This window comes from Hominiventricola filiformis, from assembly GCF_020686965.1.
GTDB classification, from domain to species: domain Bacteria; phylum Bacillota; class Clostridia; order Lachnospirales; family Lachnospiraceae; genus Hominiventricola; species Hominiventricola filiformis.
On sequence record NZ_JAJEPS010000003.1, the window covers coordinates 1 to 18,306 of the forward strand.

An 18,306-nucleotide genomic window follows, 5' to 3' on the forward strand; every position below is an offset into this window, starting at 1 on the left:
ATACAGCGAAAATGAGGTATAATCCCTCTGTATTATTTTGTTTAGTCGCATAAACTGATTATACCACGAACGCCGGGTTTTTCGAAGCTCGGCGTTTTGTGTTGGATATATAAAATGAGCTGCCGCACGTTAGTGCGACAGCCCCCATTTTATAAGAAACGAGAGAACTTTTTCATCTATACATAATTACACAATCTTGCAATTCCGACTTCTCTCATCTTAAATATTTCCGCTTGTGTCTTGTATCCATTAGCAACTTTAACAACGAGTTCAAATAATTCATCCCCATTATCTGCTGCTGAAATATTATCTGTAATGATAGGACTGGCATCAAAATCCATATTACAGTGCATTTTTTTATAGGTTTCCTGATTTCCAGTTACTTTAATAACCGGAATCACAGGATTACCGATTGGTGTACCTCTTCCAGTTGTAAAAACTGCTATTTGTGCTCCGCCCGCAGCCATTCCACATAAAGACGCACTATCCGCTCCTGGAGTATCCATAATCACTAATCCATGTTCAGTCACCTCTTCTGCATACTCATACACTGCCTGAATTTTTGTAGAGCCACCCTTGTATATACATCCTAATGACTTTTCTTCAAGGGTTGTAATTCCACCTTTTTTGTTTCCCGGTGCAGGATTCGTCCCTCGTAGATCTGTATTCAGATTTTTGAGATAATTTTCATACCTCTCTGTAATTTCAAAAATACGGGCAGCAACTTTTTCATTAACCGCTCGTTCCGCAAGAATTCTTTCTGCCCCCATGAATTCTGTTGTTTCACTGAGGATAACCGTTCCTCCTTTTTCTACCAAACGATCGCTCATCCTCCCAACACACGGATTGGCGGCAATTCCCGATGTTGCATCACTTCCTCCACACTCTGTTCCTACAATCAGATGAGACAGGTCATATAATTCCGAATGAAGAAGACTACTTTCCTGAACGAGCTTCCTTGCCAGTTCACTCGCCTTCTTTACCGTTCCCTCTGTTCCTCCACACTCCTGAATTACCAATTTATGAAGCGGCTTATTAGTACGTTTTCGTATATTATCATATATTCGTTCTGCTCCGCACACTTCACATCCGTTTCCGATTATAATCGTTCCATATACGTTCGGATTTGCTGCAAATCCGCTCAAAATATCAATCGTATACTGAACATCATCCTGTGTCTGAGAACATCCATTCTGATTCGTAAATGTAACCGTTCCATCTATCATATCGGCTACCATACGACAAGTTTCAGAAGAACAATTACAGGTGGGCAAAATCAATACATAATTTCTGATTCCGATTTTTCCATCTGGTCTTTTATATCCTGAAAATTTCATTTATACACCTCTAATTATTTGTTTTCAATACGCTTTTTACATTATGCTCATGGACATGCTCTCCTTTTTGAATCAACCTGGAGGCAAGCCCTATAATTTCTCCATATTTATATACCGGTCCATCTTCTGGAATCTCTGTCAAGGAAATTTTATGATAAACTGGAATCATATCTTTCGCCTGAATACAGTTCAGACTTTCATTAGATAATATAACGTCTTCCCCCTTCTCTACATTGCCTAAAACTACAGCCACATTATCCATTTCATGGATCTTCAATGCCTTCAACACTATACCTCCTCTAAATCAATCGAAATGTCCCAAGAAAAAATACCCATGCAAAGATAGAAAACAAAGAGCAGACTGAACTTGCCATGACAATTTCACCTGCAAGCTCTTCGTCACATCCTGCCTCCTTAGCCATTGCAAAGGAAGCTACCGCTGTAGGCGAAGCCATTGCTCCAAGTACCATTACTAACATCTGCCTGCGCATGCCCAAACCATAACAAACAATAAACACAATAAGTGGAACAATAAATAACTTCCCTAACACGGTAAATGAGATATATTTCCAATTTTTTCTGATACTTTTTAACTGTATGGTCGCTCCCAGCACAACGAACGCCAAAGGTGTCGAGATTCCTCCGATAGTTCTAAGTGAATCCTCTAATATTTTCGGGAAATGAATTCCCAGCACAAGAAACAAAAGTCCTACTACAGGTCCTTGTACCAGTGGATTCAATACAACACTTTTTAGAATCTTACGAAAACTAAGCCGTCCACCTGAAGAACCGAAGATTTCCAGCACGATTGCAGATAAGATATTAATAACCGGGATGATCACTGATATCAGCACAGATACCATGCCTGAATCATCCGAGCCATAAATAGATTCAAATACTGGAAGACCATACAATATCAAATTGCTTCGATAAAATCCCTGTATCATCACTCCGCATTTTGAACGGTCAGTCACAAATTTAGGCAAAATCATGATAAGAATCGTTACAATGAATACATAACATATTGTAATAATCAGCGTTAATTTTCTGATCTGAGGATTCAAAACATCCTCTAAATTCATCTTATATGTATTCATGAACAGCATTACAGCCATAAAAAAGCGAAACAGCATCTTATTCAGATAATTGATGGTATGATCATCTATCATCTTTTTGTATCTCATAAAGCATCCGCATACCATCATCAGCAATAACGGAAATACCACATTTACAGCAAGTCCAAAACTTTCCATATGCTTCCTATCTACCAGTTAAATATACATTCTCCGGCTTCGTTGAATTTCAGTTTTTCTGCTTCTTCAAGGATTTCCAAAGACGGAATTTTCCTCACTTCCTCCAAATGCGCTTCTGAAACATAAATTGTTTCCATCTCCATTGTATTTTTAATAAAAATCATTCTGGGCATCTGCTTATCAATACCAACACATCCATTTATCAACGCCTGAATTACCAGTTTTTCCGTGTCAAGAACAACGGGTATACGACTGGTAAACATGACTGTATTGGTTAACGCATTCGGATAAGTTGCTGCAAAATCCAGTTCATCAAAGCAGGCTCTTGTAGTTGCTTCTGCATGTCCCAATCCCATGAAATTGCCATGCGACAATTCTGACAGTCTCATAATCCCTACTTTCTGGCTTTTCAACCCGCCAGACGCATATGCGGAAGGCCACCTTCCGGTGATGTTTGGGTCCATGCCACTCCCTGAAATATTTTTCCCAATTTCTTTCACAATCAGAATGTCTGTTTCAGGAAGATACAGCTGTGCCATCTTAGAAAATGCCATTTTCAAAAGTTCCGGTTCACGCTCTGCAATTTGCTCTGCCGGTATTGCTTCTATATATGCCGTTTTATCAAATGCGTTTTCAACAATTCCAACGCCAAACAATACCGGAAAACGCCGCATAACAATATTGGCAAATAGTGGTATCCTTTCCGCAAAATACTGATACCCCGCTTCGTGCATACTTTTTGCTCCACGCTGTTTTCCCATCCCAATGGTAAGCATCTTGAACAGTCCCGATTCATATGTCCCCCGGAATGCAGTATGCGGTTTAATTCGATTAATCACCACAATTCCGTCTGCCTGCGATGCGTATAGATCTGTATATACCTCTAAACCATCTTCCGTTCTTCCTGCAACAACCGTTTCCATTGTCGCCCGTACAGGACAGCCCAGATATTCTTCTGTTATCCCATATCCGGCAAGCATCTCCTTCTGCCCCTGCGCATTTGCTCCTGCATGGCTTCCCATCGCCGGAAATACAAAAGGCTCTGCACCGCACTCTTTCAGAAAATCTACAACTTCCTTCACAATCTCTTTATGATTATCAATTCCACGGCTTCCTGCGCCTACCGCTATTGACATGCCAGGTTTGATTTTCTGCTGCAACCCTTTGCTTCTCAGCTCCCGCTTCATATATTCTGAAACATCTTCTATTCTATTTGCGTCAAACTTCTGTCGCACCTTTACCACCTTAGGTATCGGCACATCTTTCAATATATTGTTAATTACGGACATGTCATTTCTCACTATTTTATCCTTTCATTCAAAACGGGAGACTTTTGACAAGCCTCCCGTTCCATCACTATTTCTCTAATTTGTTTACCGGCCAGCTTACCGATTTTCCTGTTAATACTTCGTCAATACCAATTCCTGCATGAACTGCCATATTGTCGAAACTTTCATACGAATGCGCTGCACAATGCGGACTCAAAATTACATTCTTCAATCCCAAAAGCGGATTATCTTCCTTCGGTGGCTCAGATGAAAGCACATCCAGGGCTGCCCCTTTAATTATACCTGTCGTCAGCGCCTGATAAAGATCTTCTTCATTTACAACCTCTCCTCTGGCGCAATTTACCAGAAATGCTCCCGGCTTCATAAGGGACAGATACTTCATATTTACACTGCCCTTTGTTTCCGGTGTTGCCGGACAATGCAGAGAGACAAAATCAGAACGTTTATAAAGTTCTTCCATAGAATCCACCATCTCTACATATTCGGGCACTGCATCTTTCGGGATATATGCGTCAAATCCAATAACCTTCATATCCAGACCCAGTGCAACCTTTTTTGCCACATAGCGTCCAATTCGCCCAAGTCCGACAATACCCACGGTCTTACCACTTAGTCCGGTCATACGAACGCGATTTCTGGACTCCCAATCATGGTTTCTTACATTCTCATCCATCTCAACAATATGATGAGCCAACGCCATAATAAACGCAACTGCATGTTCTGCTACAGATTCCGAGTTGGAAAGCGGACCATTCGTCACCTGAATGCCAAGCTCTGTTGCCGCCTGAACATCTATATTGTCAACGCCCACTCCATGTCTGGACACAACCTTAAGATTCTTTCCGGCTTCCAGTACTTTTCTGGTAACGGGCGCCGTTCTGATCAGGATTGCATCACAATCAGTTACTTCTTTTGCTATGGTTTCTTCATCCGCAGCAGAGCCCATTTTAATCTCATATCCTTTATCCAAAAGAAATTTCTTTCCGGCTTCAGCGATATCCTGTGGAATTAATACCTTCATCTTACAATTCCTCCATCAAAATTTATTATTTCAGAATCTCCATCTCAATGAGAATGTTCTTTAACTGCACTTTCTCTTCAGTGGTCATGATACCGGTCGGCATAGCACACGGTCCAGCCTCAATACCCAGAAGTTCCAGAGCCTCTTTGATAACAGTCGGGAAGGAACCAAGACCAAAAGCAATTCTAAGGGGAAGTAATTTATACTGAGCTTCCAATGCGCCCTCTAAATCTCCTTCCTGATACTTATTGTAAATAGAAGAAACAAGTTTTGGAGCAACATTGGCAGTTGCAGCAACCGCACCAGTTGCACCATAAGACAGTGCACCATAAATCAGACTGTCTCTTCCCATCATCATATGGAAATCTTTTCCTGCTCTCGTCGTCTTATTGATAATATCCGCCGTATTCGTCAGATCACCAGTAGAATCCTTCATACCTACAATATTGGAAATATCTGCAAGTTTCGCCACTGTGTTTGGTTTGATTGTAATATGAGTCTTCGGTGCATTATCATACAGAATGATATTCATGTCTGTGCTGTTCGCAATTGATGCAAAATGATTGTACACCTCGTCCTGTGTCAGGCTGATGAAATATGGCGTCAGAACACTGATTGCATCGATTCCGCCAACTTTTTCAGCAATATGTACCAGATCAATTGACTGTCTGGTTCCAATCGCATTGGCTCCTGCATATACTGGGACTCTGCCAGCCACCTGATCTACCGTTGCTTCCAGAACCTCCTGATATTCCTTCGGAGTTACCGCATAGAATTCTGCGGTCGTTCCCATTGCAAAGATTCCGTGCACGCCACCATCAATCATATAATCAATTAATTTTCTAAGTGCCGGAATATTAACGCTTCCCTCCTTTGTCATCGGAGTAATCATTGCCGGCAAAATTCCTCTAGGTACAAATCTCATTTTTCATTTCCTCCTAAATCATATATTATTATTTTTGAATCACACAAAGGTGATTATCATCATTTTTTGGCATTTTTAATACTTTTATAAATACTAAAGGTAATTGATACAAACGCAATCATCAGGAACACCAGTGAAATTGGTCTTGTAAAGAACGGAGTGATACTTCCGTTGCTTAATGACAGCGCTCTTCTCAAATAAGTTTCCGTATATTCCGCAAGAATAAATCCTAAGATCAAAGGCGGAATGGAGAACTTTAATCTCTGCAATACAAATGCGAGAATACCGCATCCAACCATTGCATATACATCAAACAGCCGATTGTTCTCAGCGAAAGCACCTACAACACAAAGGCATACGATAATTGGTAACAGGATATTTTTCGGAATAGACAACAATCTAACAAAAACACGGATGCCCAAAAATTCCATTACAAGCATTGCGATATTTGCTACAATCAATGCAGCGAAGATAGCGTATACCATATTGCCATTATTCTGGAAAAGTAACGGTCCTGGCTGAATACCATGAATCATCAGTCCTCCCAGTAACATGGCTGTTACCGTATCTCCCGGTATACCAAGGGTCAGAAGCGGAATCAGCGCTCCACCGATGGATGCGTTATTGGCAGTCTCCGATGCCACAATACCTCCCATACATCCTTTTCCATACTCTTCTTTGTTTTTAGCCTGTGATTTTGCAACCGCATATGCAATCATATTTGATGTGCCGCCGCCAATACCAGGCAAAATTCCAATGCCCACACCAATTGCAGCTGAACGAACCATATTTACGGATTCTGCTCCGAATTCTTTCATACTGAAGCCGAAACCTTTCATCTTAAAACTTTTAACATCGTTCTGACTTACTTTCACTTTGTTGCCAGCCTCAGAGATAACCTCCGAGATTGCATAGAAACCTATCATGACAGACAAAAGTGCCAGCCCATTATTCAGCATATTGCTGCCAAAAGTAAATCTTTTTACACTGTCAATCGGTGCGACTCCGATCATTGCCAATGCAAATCCAATCAATGCTGACAGGATGCCTTTGATCAGGTTACCGTCTGATAAAGCCGCTACCATCGTCAAGGAAAAAATTGTCACTGAAAAATACTCATAAGGTCCAAACTGAAGCGCAATCTTTGCAATCTGCGGAGCAAGCACCATCAATATCAGGATACTGATCATACCGCCGATAAAGGAATATACAATACCTATTCCTAATGCCTTTCCAGCCTGTCCTTTTTCAGCCATCGGACCTCCGTCAAAGGTTGTTGCAACCGATGAAGGGGTTCCTGGAATTTTCAAAAGAATCGCTGAAATTAATCCTCCGGAAATACCTCCGATATAAAGACCAATCAACAGTGAAATACCTGCTACTGGTTCCAAGCCAAACGAAATTGGCAAACACAATGCTACTGCCATCGTAGCACTCATTCCCGGAATTGCTCCGAAAATAATACCTAATATGACTCCGCCGCAAATTAGGAGAAAAGTCATTGGCTGAAATACCGCTGCAAAAGCTGATAATAACATATTTTTTCCTCCTTATCCCAAAATTCCATCTGGCAGAGCCATCGAAAACCAATTTACAAATATGTAGTTAATCAATACGGGAACTATAATAGACAACACCGCAAAGAAAATTCTCTGTTTTGCTGTCGGTTTATCTGTCATGACATTAATCTGTAAAAAAAGATATAAAATACTGCTAATCAAAAATCCAATCGGCTTCAACAGTACCGCATAAGATACCATTAAGATAAAGCTCAGGAAAATCTTTTTATTATCCGGCTTTAATATCTCCTGTTCATCTACTTCCACTGCTGCTTTTCCTGCTCTCCTACCTTCCAACAATGCAGATACCCCATAAATGATGGATAGCACAACCATCATCCATCCTATGAGTACTGGTAAAAATGCAGACCCCACGTCACCATTCTTCGCTTTTACCTCTATTCCTGTGGAGAGAATCAAAATTGCGATTCCAAAAATCAAAGTAAATGAAGCGGCGATCATATCAAGTCGGGTTTCTTCCCTCATTTGCTTTTACCTTCCTTTCCAAGAATCCAGATGGACATTTATTTTATGTCCATCTGGTATCCTATATCTTACTGATTAAGCATATCTCTTAATGCTTCTACAGATGCCTGCTGCTCTTTTTCAAGGGCAATTGCCTCCTCACCCTTTGCAAAGAATGGGCTCTGAGAAAAACTTTCAAACTGTGCCTGCTGAATTTCTTTCATATTGGATACCTGTTCGCATGCATCTGCAAATTTATCTACGATTGCCTGATCCGTCCCATCCGGGAATGCAAAGAAGTAATAAATAGGGAAGGAAGCATCATAACCAAGCTCTTTTGCGGTTGGGATGTCTGGGTAATGTTCGTTTCTCTCGTCTTCTAGAAGACAAAGTGCTCTAAAATCACCAGAATCCAGATATTGCTGCGTAGTTCCCAGAGGATTCGGAATCGCATCACACTGTCCGCCCATCAGAGCTGCGATACGATCAGAAGCATTACCCATATCAACGAGATTGAAATTTGCACCGGCTGCATTCATCATTGCGCCCATTACATGAGTCGTCGCACCAACATTTGAAGCAAAGGTTACATTTCCATTTTTAGAAGCCTCAACCAGATCTTCTAAGGTCTCATATTCAGATTTCGCAGAAACGCACACAACATTACCAGCATTCTTACCAGCCACACACGCAAGTTCAAAACCATCCATTCCAAACTCTGTAGCACCAGTTACATTATTTACATACAGTGCATCATGGTAAAACAAAACTGTATTTCCATCCGGTTCAGAATCAAATACCTGCTGTGCACCAGTTGCGCCTCCATTACCAGTTACATTCGTCACAATACAATTAACTCCGAGAATCTCTGTTAATTTTTCAGCGTAGATACGCGCATTAAAATCAGTGTCTCCGCCTGCGCTGAATGGGCAGATAATATTAATTGTCTTTTCTGGCCAAGCAATATCTGCAGTTTCTTCTGCTGCTGCATCTCCGTCAGCTTTCTCTGTTGTCTCAGCCGGAGCCGGAGCTTCTGGTTCTGCTTCCTGCTTTGTCCCACAGCCTGCTAAGGAAAATACCATAGCCCCTACAAGTAATGTCGAAATAACTCTTTTCTTCATTTTCTTCCTCCTTTTGAACGTTTTTATTTAATAGAATCTGGTGTCTGGTATATCATGCGAATTAAAAAAATAAAGCCCTCAATTTATCACTCTATACGTTTGTATATTTACATTTTATCCGCGTATCTTCTTTTTCACCATATTCCATAACGTTCTTGATGTATTTATTATCAACATCTTTTGCAATTTTGTAAATATACTTTTTTATTTTTTTGTTTTTTTGTATATATTGTATATTATATTTTCGGAAGCGTAAAATATTCGTGTTTAATCTGTTTTTTATAAGGAGAAGGAAGACATGTCAGTTTCAGGAGGGACTTTCTTCTCCGTAATCAAAATACTGTAAATAATCATAATTATTGATATCTGATATATCGGTTGCCTTTGAAAAAAATAAAGAGACTGTAACTACAGCTCTTGATCCTCCATCGCCAATACATAAATCCCAACTCTTCTTACATGTGCATTAATCAGTTGTTCCGCTTTCTCAGAATTCTGCTCTTTAACAGCCTTCAAAATCGCCAGATGCTCCTTTTGTGCTCTTATACATTCATCAATTGTACTAGTCAATGCTACACTGCGAATACTTTGATCAATGCTCCTCATATTATCAATCAACCCGACCAAATAGGTATTCTTAGAAGCGCTTCTCAGTGTCGAATGAAACAGATTATTATTCTCTGTTAATCTAACAGCAATCTCCGAAGTCAACTGCGCTTTATCAACAAGCTCACCAGCACAGTTTAATGCTTCTTCCATAATCATAATCTCGTTATAGGTAGCGTTTCTAGCTGCAAAAAATGCAGCGACCCCTTCCAATGCGCCTCGCATAAATACGGTCTGTAGGATATTTTTTCTCGATAACTTTGAGATATAGGAACCCTTTCTTGGAATACTATACAAAAGCCCCTCTGATTGAAGCACCCGAAACGCCTCCTTCACAGGCGTCGTACTGACCATAAGCATCTGGCTGATCTCTCTTTCGCTGATTTGTTGATCTGCTTTTAATTCTCCATTTACAATCATTTTTCTAATAATATCAGCCACTTGTTCTCTAATCGGAATGGCTTCCACAATCCTTGAATTCATTCTTTCCTCCCTATAACCTTGTTCTCACCAAGGTGTCTAACGTATTTTAACTTTTTTTAGCATATTTGTCAATATTTTTACAATATATACAAATATTTTTTCCTTTTTGCGGATTAATATGGCTATTTACACAAAAAGCTCCTATAAGATGAAGCAATGCCATCATCTTACAGGAGTCTTTTCTTTTACTTCAAATCAAAATAGTCGCAAATAACTTAAACAGGATATGCCCCATTCTTTTGATCAGCAACAGCCGCATCCATTTTTGTCTCCTGCGCTTCTCTGTATTTAAAGAAGTCAGTAGCAACCTGCGGGAACAATGCATAGGTCAAAACATCCTCATCCTGCTCCTTGTACTGTGCCATCTCAGACTCAAGCTGCGGGAGCTCGTTATCTACAAGATCAGCCGGACGACAGGTAATAATTTCTCCATCTCCTACTACTTTTTTCTGTACCTCCGGATTGAATGGTTTTACAGTCTTTCCATACTTTCCTGAGAGAAGGTCTTTCGCTTCTTTGCTCACCATCTTATAACGCTCACCTGCAACTACATTCATAACTGCAGTGTTACCTACAATCTGGGAGGAAGGAGTAACCAACGGGCATTCTCCAAAGTCCTTACGCACCTTTGGCATTTCCTCGAGAACTTCGTAATACTTATCCTCTGCATTCATCTCTCTAAGCTGAGAAGTCAGATTGGAGAGCATTCCGCCCGGCACCTGATAGAGAAGAGTCTTGATATTAACGCCCATATTTAATGGATTCAGGAGTCCGCTCTTCAGAGCCTCGTCACGAATCGGTCTGAAGTAATCAGCGATCTCTGCCAGAAGTTTCTGGTCGAATCCGGTATCATACGGAGTTCCCTTGAAGGTTTCAACCATAACCTCTGTTGCCGGCTGGGAGGTTCCCAGTGCGAACGGAGATATTGCGCAGTCGATCACGTCAACGCCAGCCTCGACTGCTTTCAGGTAAGTCATGGAAGCAACGCCGGAGGTATAATGATTATGGAGCTGGATCGGGATCTTAACGGTCTCTTTCAGTGCGGTAACCAGCTCGGTTGCCTTGTACGGAAGCAGAAGACCTGCCATATCTTTGATACAGATGGAATCTGCACCCATCTCCTCGATCTCTTTTGCAATACCGGTCCAGTAGTCCAACGTATAAGCGTCGCCAAGGGTGTAGCACAGAGCGATCTGCGCATGTCCGCCCTCTTTGTTAGCTGCCTTTACAGCAGTCTGCAGGTTGCGCAGGTCGTTCAGGCAGTCGAAGATACGGATGATATCAATACCATTCGCAATAGACTTCTGAACGAAATATTCTACTACGTCGTCGCCGTAAGGACGATATCCAAGGATATTCTGTCCACGGAACAGCATCTGAAGTTTAGTTTTCTTAGCTCTTGCACGGATTTTACGAAGTCTGTCCCACGGATCCTCTTTCAGGAAACGTAAAGAAGCATCGAAGGTAGCTCCACCCCAGCACTCCAGTGAGTGATATCCAACCTCATCCAGCTTCTCGACAATCGGAAGCATCTGCTCTGTCGACATACGGGTAGCGATCAGAGACTGATGAGCGTCACGCAGAATTGTTTCTGTTATTTTAATCGGCTTTTTAGCGATTTCAGTCATTTTATAATTCCTCCTACAAATTTTCCAGTCCAGTCAGCAGCTTAGAATACTCCGAAAATAGCCATGAAGGTACCTGCAGCAACTGCAGTACCGATAACACCTGCTACGTTCGGTCCCATTGCATGCATCAGAAGGAAGTTGGTCGGATCTGCTTCAGCACCAACCTTCTGGGATACACGTGCTGCCATCGGCACTGCGGATACGCCTGCAGAACCGATCAGCGGGTTTACCTTTCCTCCGGTCAGCTTGCACATCAGTTTACCGAAGAGAACACCTGCTGCGGTACCGAATGCGAATGCAATCAGGCCAAGAGCAACGATCTTCAGTGTATCCACATTCAGGAATACCTCTGCACTGGTGGTAGCTCCTACGGAAGTACCCAGAAGGATAACTACGATGTACATCAGGGCATTGGATGCAGTATCCGTCAGCTGACGAACAACACCACTCTCACGGAACAGGTTACCCAGCATCAGCATACCAACCAGCGGAGCAGTGGTAGGCAGAATCAGGGAAATGATAATCGTAACAATAACCGGGAACAGGATTTTTTCCAGCTTGGAAACCGGACGAAGCTGCTCCATCTTAATCTTACGCTCTTTCTCAGTAGTCAGTGCTTTCATGATCGGCGGCTGGATAACCGGTACCAGAGACATATAGGAATATGCCGCTACGGCAATCGGTCCCATGATTGCGGTCTGCTGCAGCTTACCTGCCAGGAAAATGGAGGTCGGGCCGTCAGCACCACCGATGATGGAGATTGCTGCTGCTGCTTTATCAGAGAAGCCAAGAAGCATAGCTCCCAGATAAGCTGCAAAAATACCAAACTGTGCTGCTGCACCCAGAAGGAAACTCTTCGGGTTAGCGATCAGCGGACCGAAGTCGGTCATGGCACCTACGCCCATGAAAATCAGGGACGGAAGGATTGCCCACTCATCCAGCTTGTAGAAATAATAGAGAAGACCACCAACTCCGTTAGCGGATTCCTCAAAGGAAAGCATAATATCAGGATAAATATTAACCAGCAACATTCCAAAAGAGATCGGAACCAGAAGAAGAGGCTCATACTCTTTTGCAATAGCCAGGTAAAGGAAAACACATGCAACAACGATCATGACATAATTTCCCCATGTCAGGTTAAAAAATGCCGTCTGATGCAGGAGATTTCCCAAAGTCTCAGCAATGTAGCTCATGTTGTAACCTCCAATGATTTATTGTCTTAGTTCATAGTAGCCAATACGTCACCGGATTCTACAGCATCTCCAACTGCAACATTAATGCTTGCAACCGTTCCATCTTCCGGAGCTACTACCGGGATCTCCATCTTCATAGCTTCCAGGATAACGATCGGATCACCAGCTTTTACAGTTGCACCTGTATTAGCCTCAATCTTGAATACTTTACCCGGAACAGAAGCAGTAACTTCTACAGAACCAGCTGCGCCTGCTGCTGCCTTCGGAGCTGCTGCCGGAGCTGCTTTCGGTGCTGCCTTCGGAGCTGCTGCACGTACAGGAGCGCTTCCTGCGCCGCCCTCTTCTACGCTTACTTCATATACAGTGCCATTTACGGTAATGGTATAGTTTTTCATCTTATTTATTCCTCCTAGAATTGTTTATGCTCTCTTCCACTTTGCGGAGTCTGCACGTCTGATGGAACGTACGACAAATCCGTCTGCGGAACTTCCAGTGTATGCACAAATTGCTGCAGTGATTGCTGCTACAAGTTCGCCCTCATCCACAGTCTCTTCCTCAACCGGAGCTGCTGCCGGGGCCGGAGCTGCTGCTTTGGCCGGAGCCGGAGCAGGCTGCTCTTTCTTCTTGCTGAACTTCTTCTGGATAGCCGGAATGAAGTTGAAGCAGTAAATAACAAGGCTGATGAAGATCAGCACACTGAATACAGTTCCCATACCAAGGATCGTATTCATAAGAGCTTTTGTAAAGATCTCTCCCAGTGTGTAGGAAGGATCCAGTGTTACAGACTGTGCAACACTCTTCTTATTAAATACAATGCTCAGATCTGCTGTACGCTGCTCATAAGTCAGATGTGCAACCAGAGTGATCTCTTTTCCATCTGTGGAAACTTCGTAACCATCAGTGGAAACATATGCACCCAGCTCTTCCTCATTTCCCATATATCCGGAAAATGCGGTAGTAAATGCCTCTGCAGTGAACGGAAGGCCATAGTTATCCAGAATACTCTGTGCGTCTTCAGCGTCCATCTCAGCGTACTGTGCAATCTGCTCATCAGACATACCATCCCAGTTGCCGATCAGGAAATCAGCAACGGACTCCAGATAAGCCTCATCGTAGCTGAGCTCATCTGTTTCTGCTGCGGTGCTGCCGCATGCGGTAAGTCCAAGAGCTGCTGCGGATACAGTGAGCATCGTAAGGATTTTTCTAAAATTCTGTCTCATATACCTCACCTCGCTCTAAACAGTTCCGTGTTTCTTGCCCGGGCGGTCTTCTCTCTTGGTAAACAGCATCTCAAAAGCGCCAATCACATATTTTCTTGTATCCTGAGCATCAATCACAGTATCCACATAACCTCTCTTGGCTGCGGAAGCTACACTGTTCTGAAGCTCTGCATAAGCAGCTGCCTTCTCACGAAGCTCTTTTGCATCTGCTTCCGGATACATAACTTTTACTGCAAGTTTTGCATCCATCATACCGATCTGTGCGTTCGGCCATGCGTATACCATATCTGCACCAAGGCCCTTGCTGTTCATGGTTACATATGCGCTTCCGAATGCTTTTCCGGTAATTACATTTACTTTCGGTACATCTGCCTCAGCGAATGCTGCGGTCAGAGCTGCTGCTGCCTTTGCAATCTTCTTCTCAGTGCATTTGGTTGCTTTGAAGCCTGCTGCATTGGTCAGGGTCAGTACCGGGATATTGAATGCATCACAGAACTTAACGAAAGAAGCTGCTTTCTCACATCCTCTTGCGGAGATCTCTGCGTTGAACTGCTCTACGGCATTGCCTTCCTCATCATACAGAGTGGAACGGTTAGCTACTGCGCCCACGGTTGTTCCGTTCAGTTTGATGAATCCGGTAACCATATCTTTTCCATACTCTGCTTTGGTCTCGAAGAATACTCCGTCATCAGAGATCATCGGCAGTGCGATAGCCGGATCTGCTGCGGAAGCTTCCAGATCTGCACATACTCTGTTCAGATCATCCTCGCAGTCAGCGTAAGAAAGATCATCCTCATTGTTAGCCGGAAGCATGGAAACCAGCTCACGGATCTGTGCGATCAGCTCAGCTTCTTCTGCTACAACGTCAACGATGCCAACTTCTTCGCTCTGGAATTTTGCTGCGGAAGTATCGCATTTGGCTGCGTCGTTTCCAGCCAGTGCGTTCGGAGAATTAACGAAAAGCTTACCTTTTTTGCTCTCCATGAAAGTAAAATCAGACATAGCAGATGCTACTGCCATTCCGCCGCCACAGTTGCCAAATACTGCTGTAATCTGCGGAACTACGCCGGATGCCAGAGACTGTTTCAGATACAGCTCACCAAATGCGTTCAGAGCATCGGAAGCCTCCTGAAGTCTCAGACCTGCACAATCGATAAGACCGATAACCGGTGCACCCATCTTCATTGCCATGTCATAGATTCTGGTAATTTTCTTGGCATGCATCTCACCCATGGAACCTCCGAGTACGGAAGCATCCTGGCTATATACATACACAAGGCTGTCATTGATAACACCATATCCGGTAACAACTCCGTCTGAAGGTGTGTCAGTGTTGTTCATGTTAAAATCAGTTGCACGTGCAGTTACTGCAGCGCCGATTTCAACAAAACTGTTCTCGTCAAGCAGCGCTGCAATTCTGCTGCTCGCCAAGTTCTGTGCTGTACTACTCATTTTTCGTCCTCCACATATATTTGATAGTAAAACCAATTTCTGCCGAGAATAATTGTAACAATATAACCGACTTTTTTCAAGTCATTTTTGCAAAAAGCGTGTATGATTTGACAACTTTTTAACGTACCCGTCTTTCTGAACAGCAGTTTTTCCTGATTTTTCCAAGAAATCATAAACTGAGATTCAAACTCATAAACTATTGCAAGTCTGATCACAGGATTTTACATGCACAATCACCGGTTTTTTTTCATTTTGCTTCTTCTTTTCGCTCTTCTGTATGAATCTTCCATGCCGCTCACGGCCGCAGAACCGGAAAACCTGCACGCGGCAGCCGCCGTGCTTATGGACGCAGAGAGCGGACGTGTCCTTTTTGAGAAGAATGGAACAGAAAAGCTGCCTATGGCAAGCACCACTAAAATCATGACGCTTCTCATTGCGTTGGAGAACGCTGATCCTGACGGCATCGTCACGGTCTCCTCAAGGGCCGCCTCCATGCCGGAGGTAAAGCTTCATATCCGGGAGGGTGAGCGATACCGGCTGCTCGATCTTCTCTATTCTCTCATATTGGAATCCCACAATGACACAGCCGTTGCCATTGCTGAGCATATAGGAGGATCTGTGGAGCAGTTTGCCTTCATGATGAACCAGAAAGCCCGGGATTTAGGCTGCTTTGATACTTATTTTATCACCCCAAACGGTCTGGATGCTCAGGATGAACATGGAATCCATTCCACTACTGCAAAAGATCTGGCAAGGATCATGCGCTTCTGTATCCGTAATGAAGAATTTCTCGCCATTACCCGCACCGCTTCCCACACATTCTCTGATCTGGATGGAACACGGAATTTTACCGTCCAAAATAAAAATGCATTTCTAAATATGATGGATGGCGTCTTAAGCGGCAAGACCGGTTTTACAGGCAATGCCGGATACTGTTATGTATGTGCCATGGAATCTGGAGGTAAACACCTGATCTCCGTCGTACTGGCCTGCGGTTGGCCGGGTAACCGTACGTGGAAATGGCAGGATACCACAAAGCTCATGAACTATGGACTCTCTGATTTTGAAATAAAAACATTCGGGGACGAGATCCCGGTTCTTGCTCCCGTTCCAGTACGAAACGGAAGGAGTTCAAAAATTTCTCTTTCCGTCACTGCTGCCCCAAAAGAACTTCTGTGCCGTAAGGAGGATACTTTTTCCATGGATATTCTGATACCTGATACTCTAACCGCACCGGTCACCGCCGGAGAAATGATGGGAACCGTCGTTTATTATCTCAATGGAAGCATTCTGGATCTCTTTCCCATTACTGCATGTGAGGATATTCCTGCCATTGACTTCCGTTTCATTTTCCAGCAGGTAACAGAAAAATGGCTTCCGGGAACTCCTCCCGAAAGCCATTGAATATAACTTACAGATTCAGTTTCAGCTGTACTTCTTCTTCCGCCTCACTCTTCATCTCTTCCACCAGATCTGGCTGGATGGATGGCAGATCTTCTGCGGTACGAACACCGAAGTTCCGCAAGAACTCTTCGGTCGTTCCGAACAGGATCGGACGGCCCGGCGCATCCAGACGGCCCGCTTCCCCCACCAGCCCGTACTCTACCAGACGATTCAGGGCATGGTCAGAATTGACACCACGGATCTTCTCCACCTCCTGACGTGTCACCGGCTGCTTATAAGCAATGATGGACAATACTTCCAGCTGCACATCCGTCAGTACATATTTTTTCGGCTGCTTGGCCACCTTAATCAGGGTGTCATAATATTCCTTCCGGGTACAGAGCTGAAAGGAATCCTCCAGCTCGATAATCTCCAGTCCGCCCGGACGGCTGTTATACTGATCCATCATCTGATGCACCAGTTTTCTTGTCGTTTCTGTATCATGGCCGATTGCTGCTGCAATCTTGTCCACACTTACGGCATTTCCCATCGCAAACAGAATTGCCTCAATCGCCGCTTCGGTCTTTTCCCGTTCCAAATTGCATTTCCTCCTGTTGTGTCCTTTATATCCGGGATGTAATCAACATATCATCAAATGTATGTTCCTGCATAACTGTCAGCTCTCCCGTCTTCATCAGTTCCAAAATAGCGAGGAATGTCACTATCATCTGTATTTTTCCCTTCTGTTCCATCATAAGCGCCGAGAAATAGAAGGAGCTGTGACTCTCCGCATAGGTTCGCACTGCATTCATCTTCTCATCGAGACTGACTTCTTCCCGTTCAATCTGGCCGAATTTACTTCGAATCGGGTCGATTTTTTCTGTCTGGCGCCGCATCAGTCCCTGAAAAATCGTATTGAGCCTGGTCAGCGTCAGATCTCCCACCAGTTCTTCCAGATCCACCGGCTGCTCATACTTTGCCACTTCATCCGGAATCGTCGGACCTTTATAGAACGCCTGCCCGGATACAGAAAGTCTGTCCCTCAGTTCGTAGGACATATACTTGTACATCTTATATTCCAGCAGTTTCTGTACCAGATCTTCTCTCGGGTCAATCTCTTCCCCTTCTTCATCCACTTCCACCGGAAGGAGCATCTTCGCCTTGATCTCCAGAAGCGTTGCCGCCATAACGAGGAATTCACTCATGACATTTAAGTCTTCCGTTTCCATGGAATCCAGATACTCCATATATTGTTCTGTAATCTCCACAATCGGAATATCAAAAATATTGAATTTATTTACGTCAATCAGATGAAGCAGAAGGTCCAGCGGGCCTTCAAAGCTTTCAATCTTCACCGATAATGCCATATCT

The 18,306-nt window shown here is 43.4% G+C and carries 18 protein-coding genes; 1 reads left to right on the forward strand and 17 read right to left on the reverse strand.

The window, feature by feature from the left end:
* Positions 1-176: 176 nt before the first annotated feature.
* From LKD36_RS04315 to LKD36_RS04385, 15 genes are all read right to left on the reverse strand, one after another.
* A complete protein-coding gene (locus LKD36_RS04315) occupies positions 177-1,337 on the reverse strand; it encodes a UxaA family hydrolase (RefSeq protein WP_118769402.1) in 1,161 nt (386 codons plus the stop codon).
* Between the two features lie 10 nt (positions 1,338-1,347).
* Positions 1,348-1,623, reverse strand: coding sequence for a UxaA family hydrolase (locus LKD36_RS04320; RefSeq protein ID WP_331465114.1), 276 nt, complete (start codon positions 1,621-1,623; stop codon positions 1,348-1,350).
* A 13-nt stretch (positions 1,624-1,636) separates the two neighbouring features.
* A complete protein-coding gene (locus tag LKD36_RS04325; protein ID WP_308458845.1) occupies positions 1,637-2,590 on the reverse strand; it encodes an AEC family transporter in 954 nt (317 codons plus the stop codon).
* An 11-nt stretch (positions 2,591-2,601) separates the two neighbouring features.
* The gene (locus LKD36_RS04330) at positions 2,602-3,879 is read right to left on the reverse strand and encodes a nickel pincer cofactor-dependent isomerase, group 22 (protein ID WP_118769399.1); all 1,278 of its coding nucleotides are present in this window, start codon (positions 3,877-3,879) and stop codon (positions 2,602-2,604) included.
* Positions 3,880-3,946: 67 nt separating this feature from the next.
* On the reverse strand, positions 3,947-4,900 hold the full coding sequence (locus tag LKD36_RS04335; RefSeq protein WP_308458846.1) for a hydroxyacid dehydrogenase: 954 nt from the start codon (positions 4,898-4,900) through the stop codon (positions 3,947-3,949).
* 25 nt (positions 4,901-4,925) lie between these two features.
* Complete coding sequence (gene dapA, locus LKD36_RS04340; protein ID WP_118769397.1) at positions 4,926-5,825, reverse strand: 4-hydroxy-tetrahydrodipicolinate synthase; 900 nt, start codon at positions 5,823-5,825, stop codon at positions 4,926-4,928.
* A 59-nt stretch (positions 5,826-5,884) separates the two neighbouring features.
* Positions 5,885-7,363, reverse strand: coding sequence for a tripartite tricarboxylate transporter permease (locus LKD36_RS04345; RefSeq protein ID WP_308458847.1), 1,479 nt, complete (start codon positions 7,361-7,363; stop codon positions 5,885-5,887).
* Between the two features lie 12 nt (positions 7,364-7,375).
* Positions 7,376-7,870 (reverse strand): tripartite tricarboxylate transporter TctB family protein, encoded by a 495-nt coding sequence (locus LKD36_RS04350; RefSeq protein WP_308458848.1) that lies wholly within the window; start codon positions 7,868-7,870, stop codon positions 7,376-7,378.
* Positions 7,871-7,938: 68 nt separating this feature from the next.
* Positions 7,939-8,970 (reverse strand): tripartite tricarboxylate transporter substrate binding protein, encoded by a 1,032-nt coding sequence (locus LKD36_RS04355; RefSeq protein ID WP_118769394.1) that lies wholly within the window; start codon positions 8,968-8,970, stop codon positions 7,939-7,941.
* Between the two features lie 408 nt (positions 8,971-9,378).
* Entirely contained in the window at positions 9,379-10,059 is a 681-nt protein-coding gene (locus tag LKD36_RS04360; protein ID WP_308458849.1) for a GntR family transcriptional regulator, read from the reverse strand.
* Positions 10,060-10,274: 215 nt separating this feature from the next.
* A complete protein-coding gene (locus tag LKD36_RS04365) occupies positions 10,275-11,687 on the reverse strand; it encodes an oxaloacetate decarboxylase subunit alpha (protein ID WP_308458850.1) in 1,413 nt (470 codons plus the stop codon).
* Between the two features lie 41 nt (positions 11,688-11,728).
* Complete coding sequence (locus tag LKD36_RS04370; RefSeq protein ID WP_308458851.1) at positions 11,729-12,880, reverse strand: sodium ion-translocating decarboxylase subunit beta; 1,152 nt, start codon at positions 12,878-12,880, stop codon at positions 11,729-11,731.
* 26 nt (positions 12,881-12,906) lie between these two features.
* Complete coding sequence (locus tag LKD36_RS04375; RefSeq protein WP_308458852.1) at positions 12,907-13,275, reverse strand: biotin/lipoyl-binding carrier protein; 369 nt, start codon at positions 13,273-13,275, stop codon at positions 12,907-12,909.
* Positions 13,276-13,299: 24 nt separating this feature from the next.
* Positions 13,300-14,100, reverse strand: a complete 801-nt coding sequence (locus tag LKD36_RS04380; protein ID WP_308458853.1) for an OadG family transporter subunit — start codon at positions 14,098-14,100, stop codon at positions 13,300-13,302.
* 15 nt (positions 14,101-14,115) lie between these two features.
* Complete coding sequence (locus tag LKD36_RS04385) at positions 14,116-15,552, reverse strand: acyl-CoA carboxylase subunit beta (RefSeq protein WP_308458854.1); 1,437 nt, start codon at positions 15,550-15,552, stop codon at positions 14,116-14,118.
* A gap of 288 nt (positions 15,553-15,840) precedes the next feature.
* Here LKD36_RS04385 and LKD36_RS04390 point away from each other — a divergent pair, with 288 nt between their 5' ends.
* Positions 15,841-16,956 carry a D-alanyl-D-alanine carboxypeptidase family protein gene (locus LKD36_RS04390; protein ID WP_308458855.1) on the forward strand — a complete coding sequence of 372 codons (1,116 nt, stop codon included), beginning with the start codon at positions 15,841-15,843 and terminating at the stop codon, positions 16,954-16,956.
* Between the two features lie 7 nt (positions 16,957-16,963).
* On the opposite strand, the gene scpB is transcribed toward LKD36_RS04390, so the two are convergent.
* Both scpB and LKD36_RS04400 read right to left on the reverse strand, forming a co-directional pair.
* On the reverse strand, positions 16,964-17,533 hold the full coding sequence (gene scpB, locus LKD36_RS04395) for an SMC-Scp complex subunit ScpB (protein ID WP_118769386.1): 570 nt from the start codon (positions 17,531-17,533) through the stop codon (positions 16,964-16,966).
* A gap of 25 nt (positions 17,534-17,558) precedes the next feature.
* The gene (locus LKD36_RS04400; RefSeq protein ID WP_308458856.1) at positions 17,559-18,302 is read right to left on the reverse strand and encodes a segregation and condensation protein A; all 744 of its coding nucleotides are present in this window, start codon (positions 18,300-18,302) and stop codon (positions 17,559-17,561) included.
* Positions 18,303-18,306 lie beyond the last annotated feature (4 nt).

Excerpts from the sequence above, each read along its gene's own strand:
- LKD36_RS04315 (WP_118769402.1), bottom strand. The coding sequence starts at position 1,337 with ATGAAATTTTCAGGATATAAAAGACCAGATGGAAAAATCGGAATCAGA.
- LKD36_RS04325 (WP_308458845.1), bottom strand. The coding sequence starts at position 2,590 with ATGGAAAGTTTTGGACTTGCTGTAAATGTGGTATTTCCGTTATTGCTG.
- LKD36_RS04330 (WP_118769399.1), bottom strand. The coding sequence starts at position 3,879 with ATGTCCGTAATTAACAATATATTGAAAGATGTGCCGATACCTAAGGTG.
- LKD36_RS04335 (WP_308458846.1), bottom strand. The coding sequence starts at position 4,900 with ATGAAGGTATTAATTCCACAGGATATCGCTGAAGCCGGAAAGAAATTT.
- dapA (WP_118769397.1), bottom strand. The coding sequence starts at position 5,825 with ATGAGATTTGTACCTAGAGGAATTTTGCCGGCAATGATTACTCCGATG.
- LKD36_RS04345 (WP_308458847.1), bottom strand. The coding sequence starts at position 7,363 with ATGTTATTATCAGCTTTTGCAGCGGTATTTCAGCCAATGACTTTTCTC.
- LKD36_RS04350 (WP_308458848.1), bottom strand. The coding sequence starts at position 7,870 with ATGAGGGAAGAAACCCGACTTGATATGATCGCCGCTTCATTTACTTTG.
- LKD36_RS04355 (WP_118769394.1), bottom strand. The coding sequence starts at position 8,970 with ATGAAGAAAAGAGTTATTTCGACATTACTTGTAGGGGCTATGGTATTT.
- LKD36_RS04360 (WP_308458849.1), bottom strand. The coding sequence starts at position 10,059 with ATGAATTCAAGGATTGTGGAAGCCATTCCGATTAGAGAACAAGTGGCT.
- LKD36_RS04365 (WP_308458850.1), bottom strand. The coding sequence starts at position 11,687 with ATGACTGAAATCGCTAAAAAGCCGATTAAAATAACAGAAACAATTCTG.
- LKD36_RS04370 (WP_308458851.1), bottom strand. The coding sequence starts at position 12,880 with ATGAGCTACATTGCTGAGACTTTGGGAAATCTCCTGCATCAGACGGCA.
- LKD36_RS04375 (WP_308458852.1), bottom strand. The coding sequence starts at position 13,275 with ATGAAAAACTATACCATTACCGTAAATGGCACTGTATATGAAGTAAGC.
- LKD36_RS04380 (WP_308458853.1), bottom strand. The coding sequence starts at position 14,100 with ATGAGACAGAATTTTAGAAAAATCCTTACGATGCTCACTGTATCCGCA.
- LKD36_RS04385 (WP_308458854.1), bottom strand. The coding sequence starts at position 15,552 with ATGAGTAGTACAGCACAGAACTTGGCGAGCAGCAGAATTGCAGCGCTG.
- LKD36_RS04390 (WP_308458855.1), top strand. The coding sequence starts at position 15,841 with ATGCCGCTCACGGCCGCAGAACCGGAAAACCTGCACGCGGCAGCCGCC.
- LKD36_RS04400 (WP_308458856.1), bottom strand. The coding sequence starts at position 18,302 with ATGGCATTATCGGTGAAGATTGAAAGCTTTGAAGGCCCGCTGGACCTT.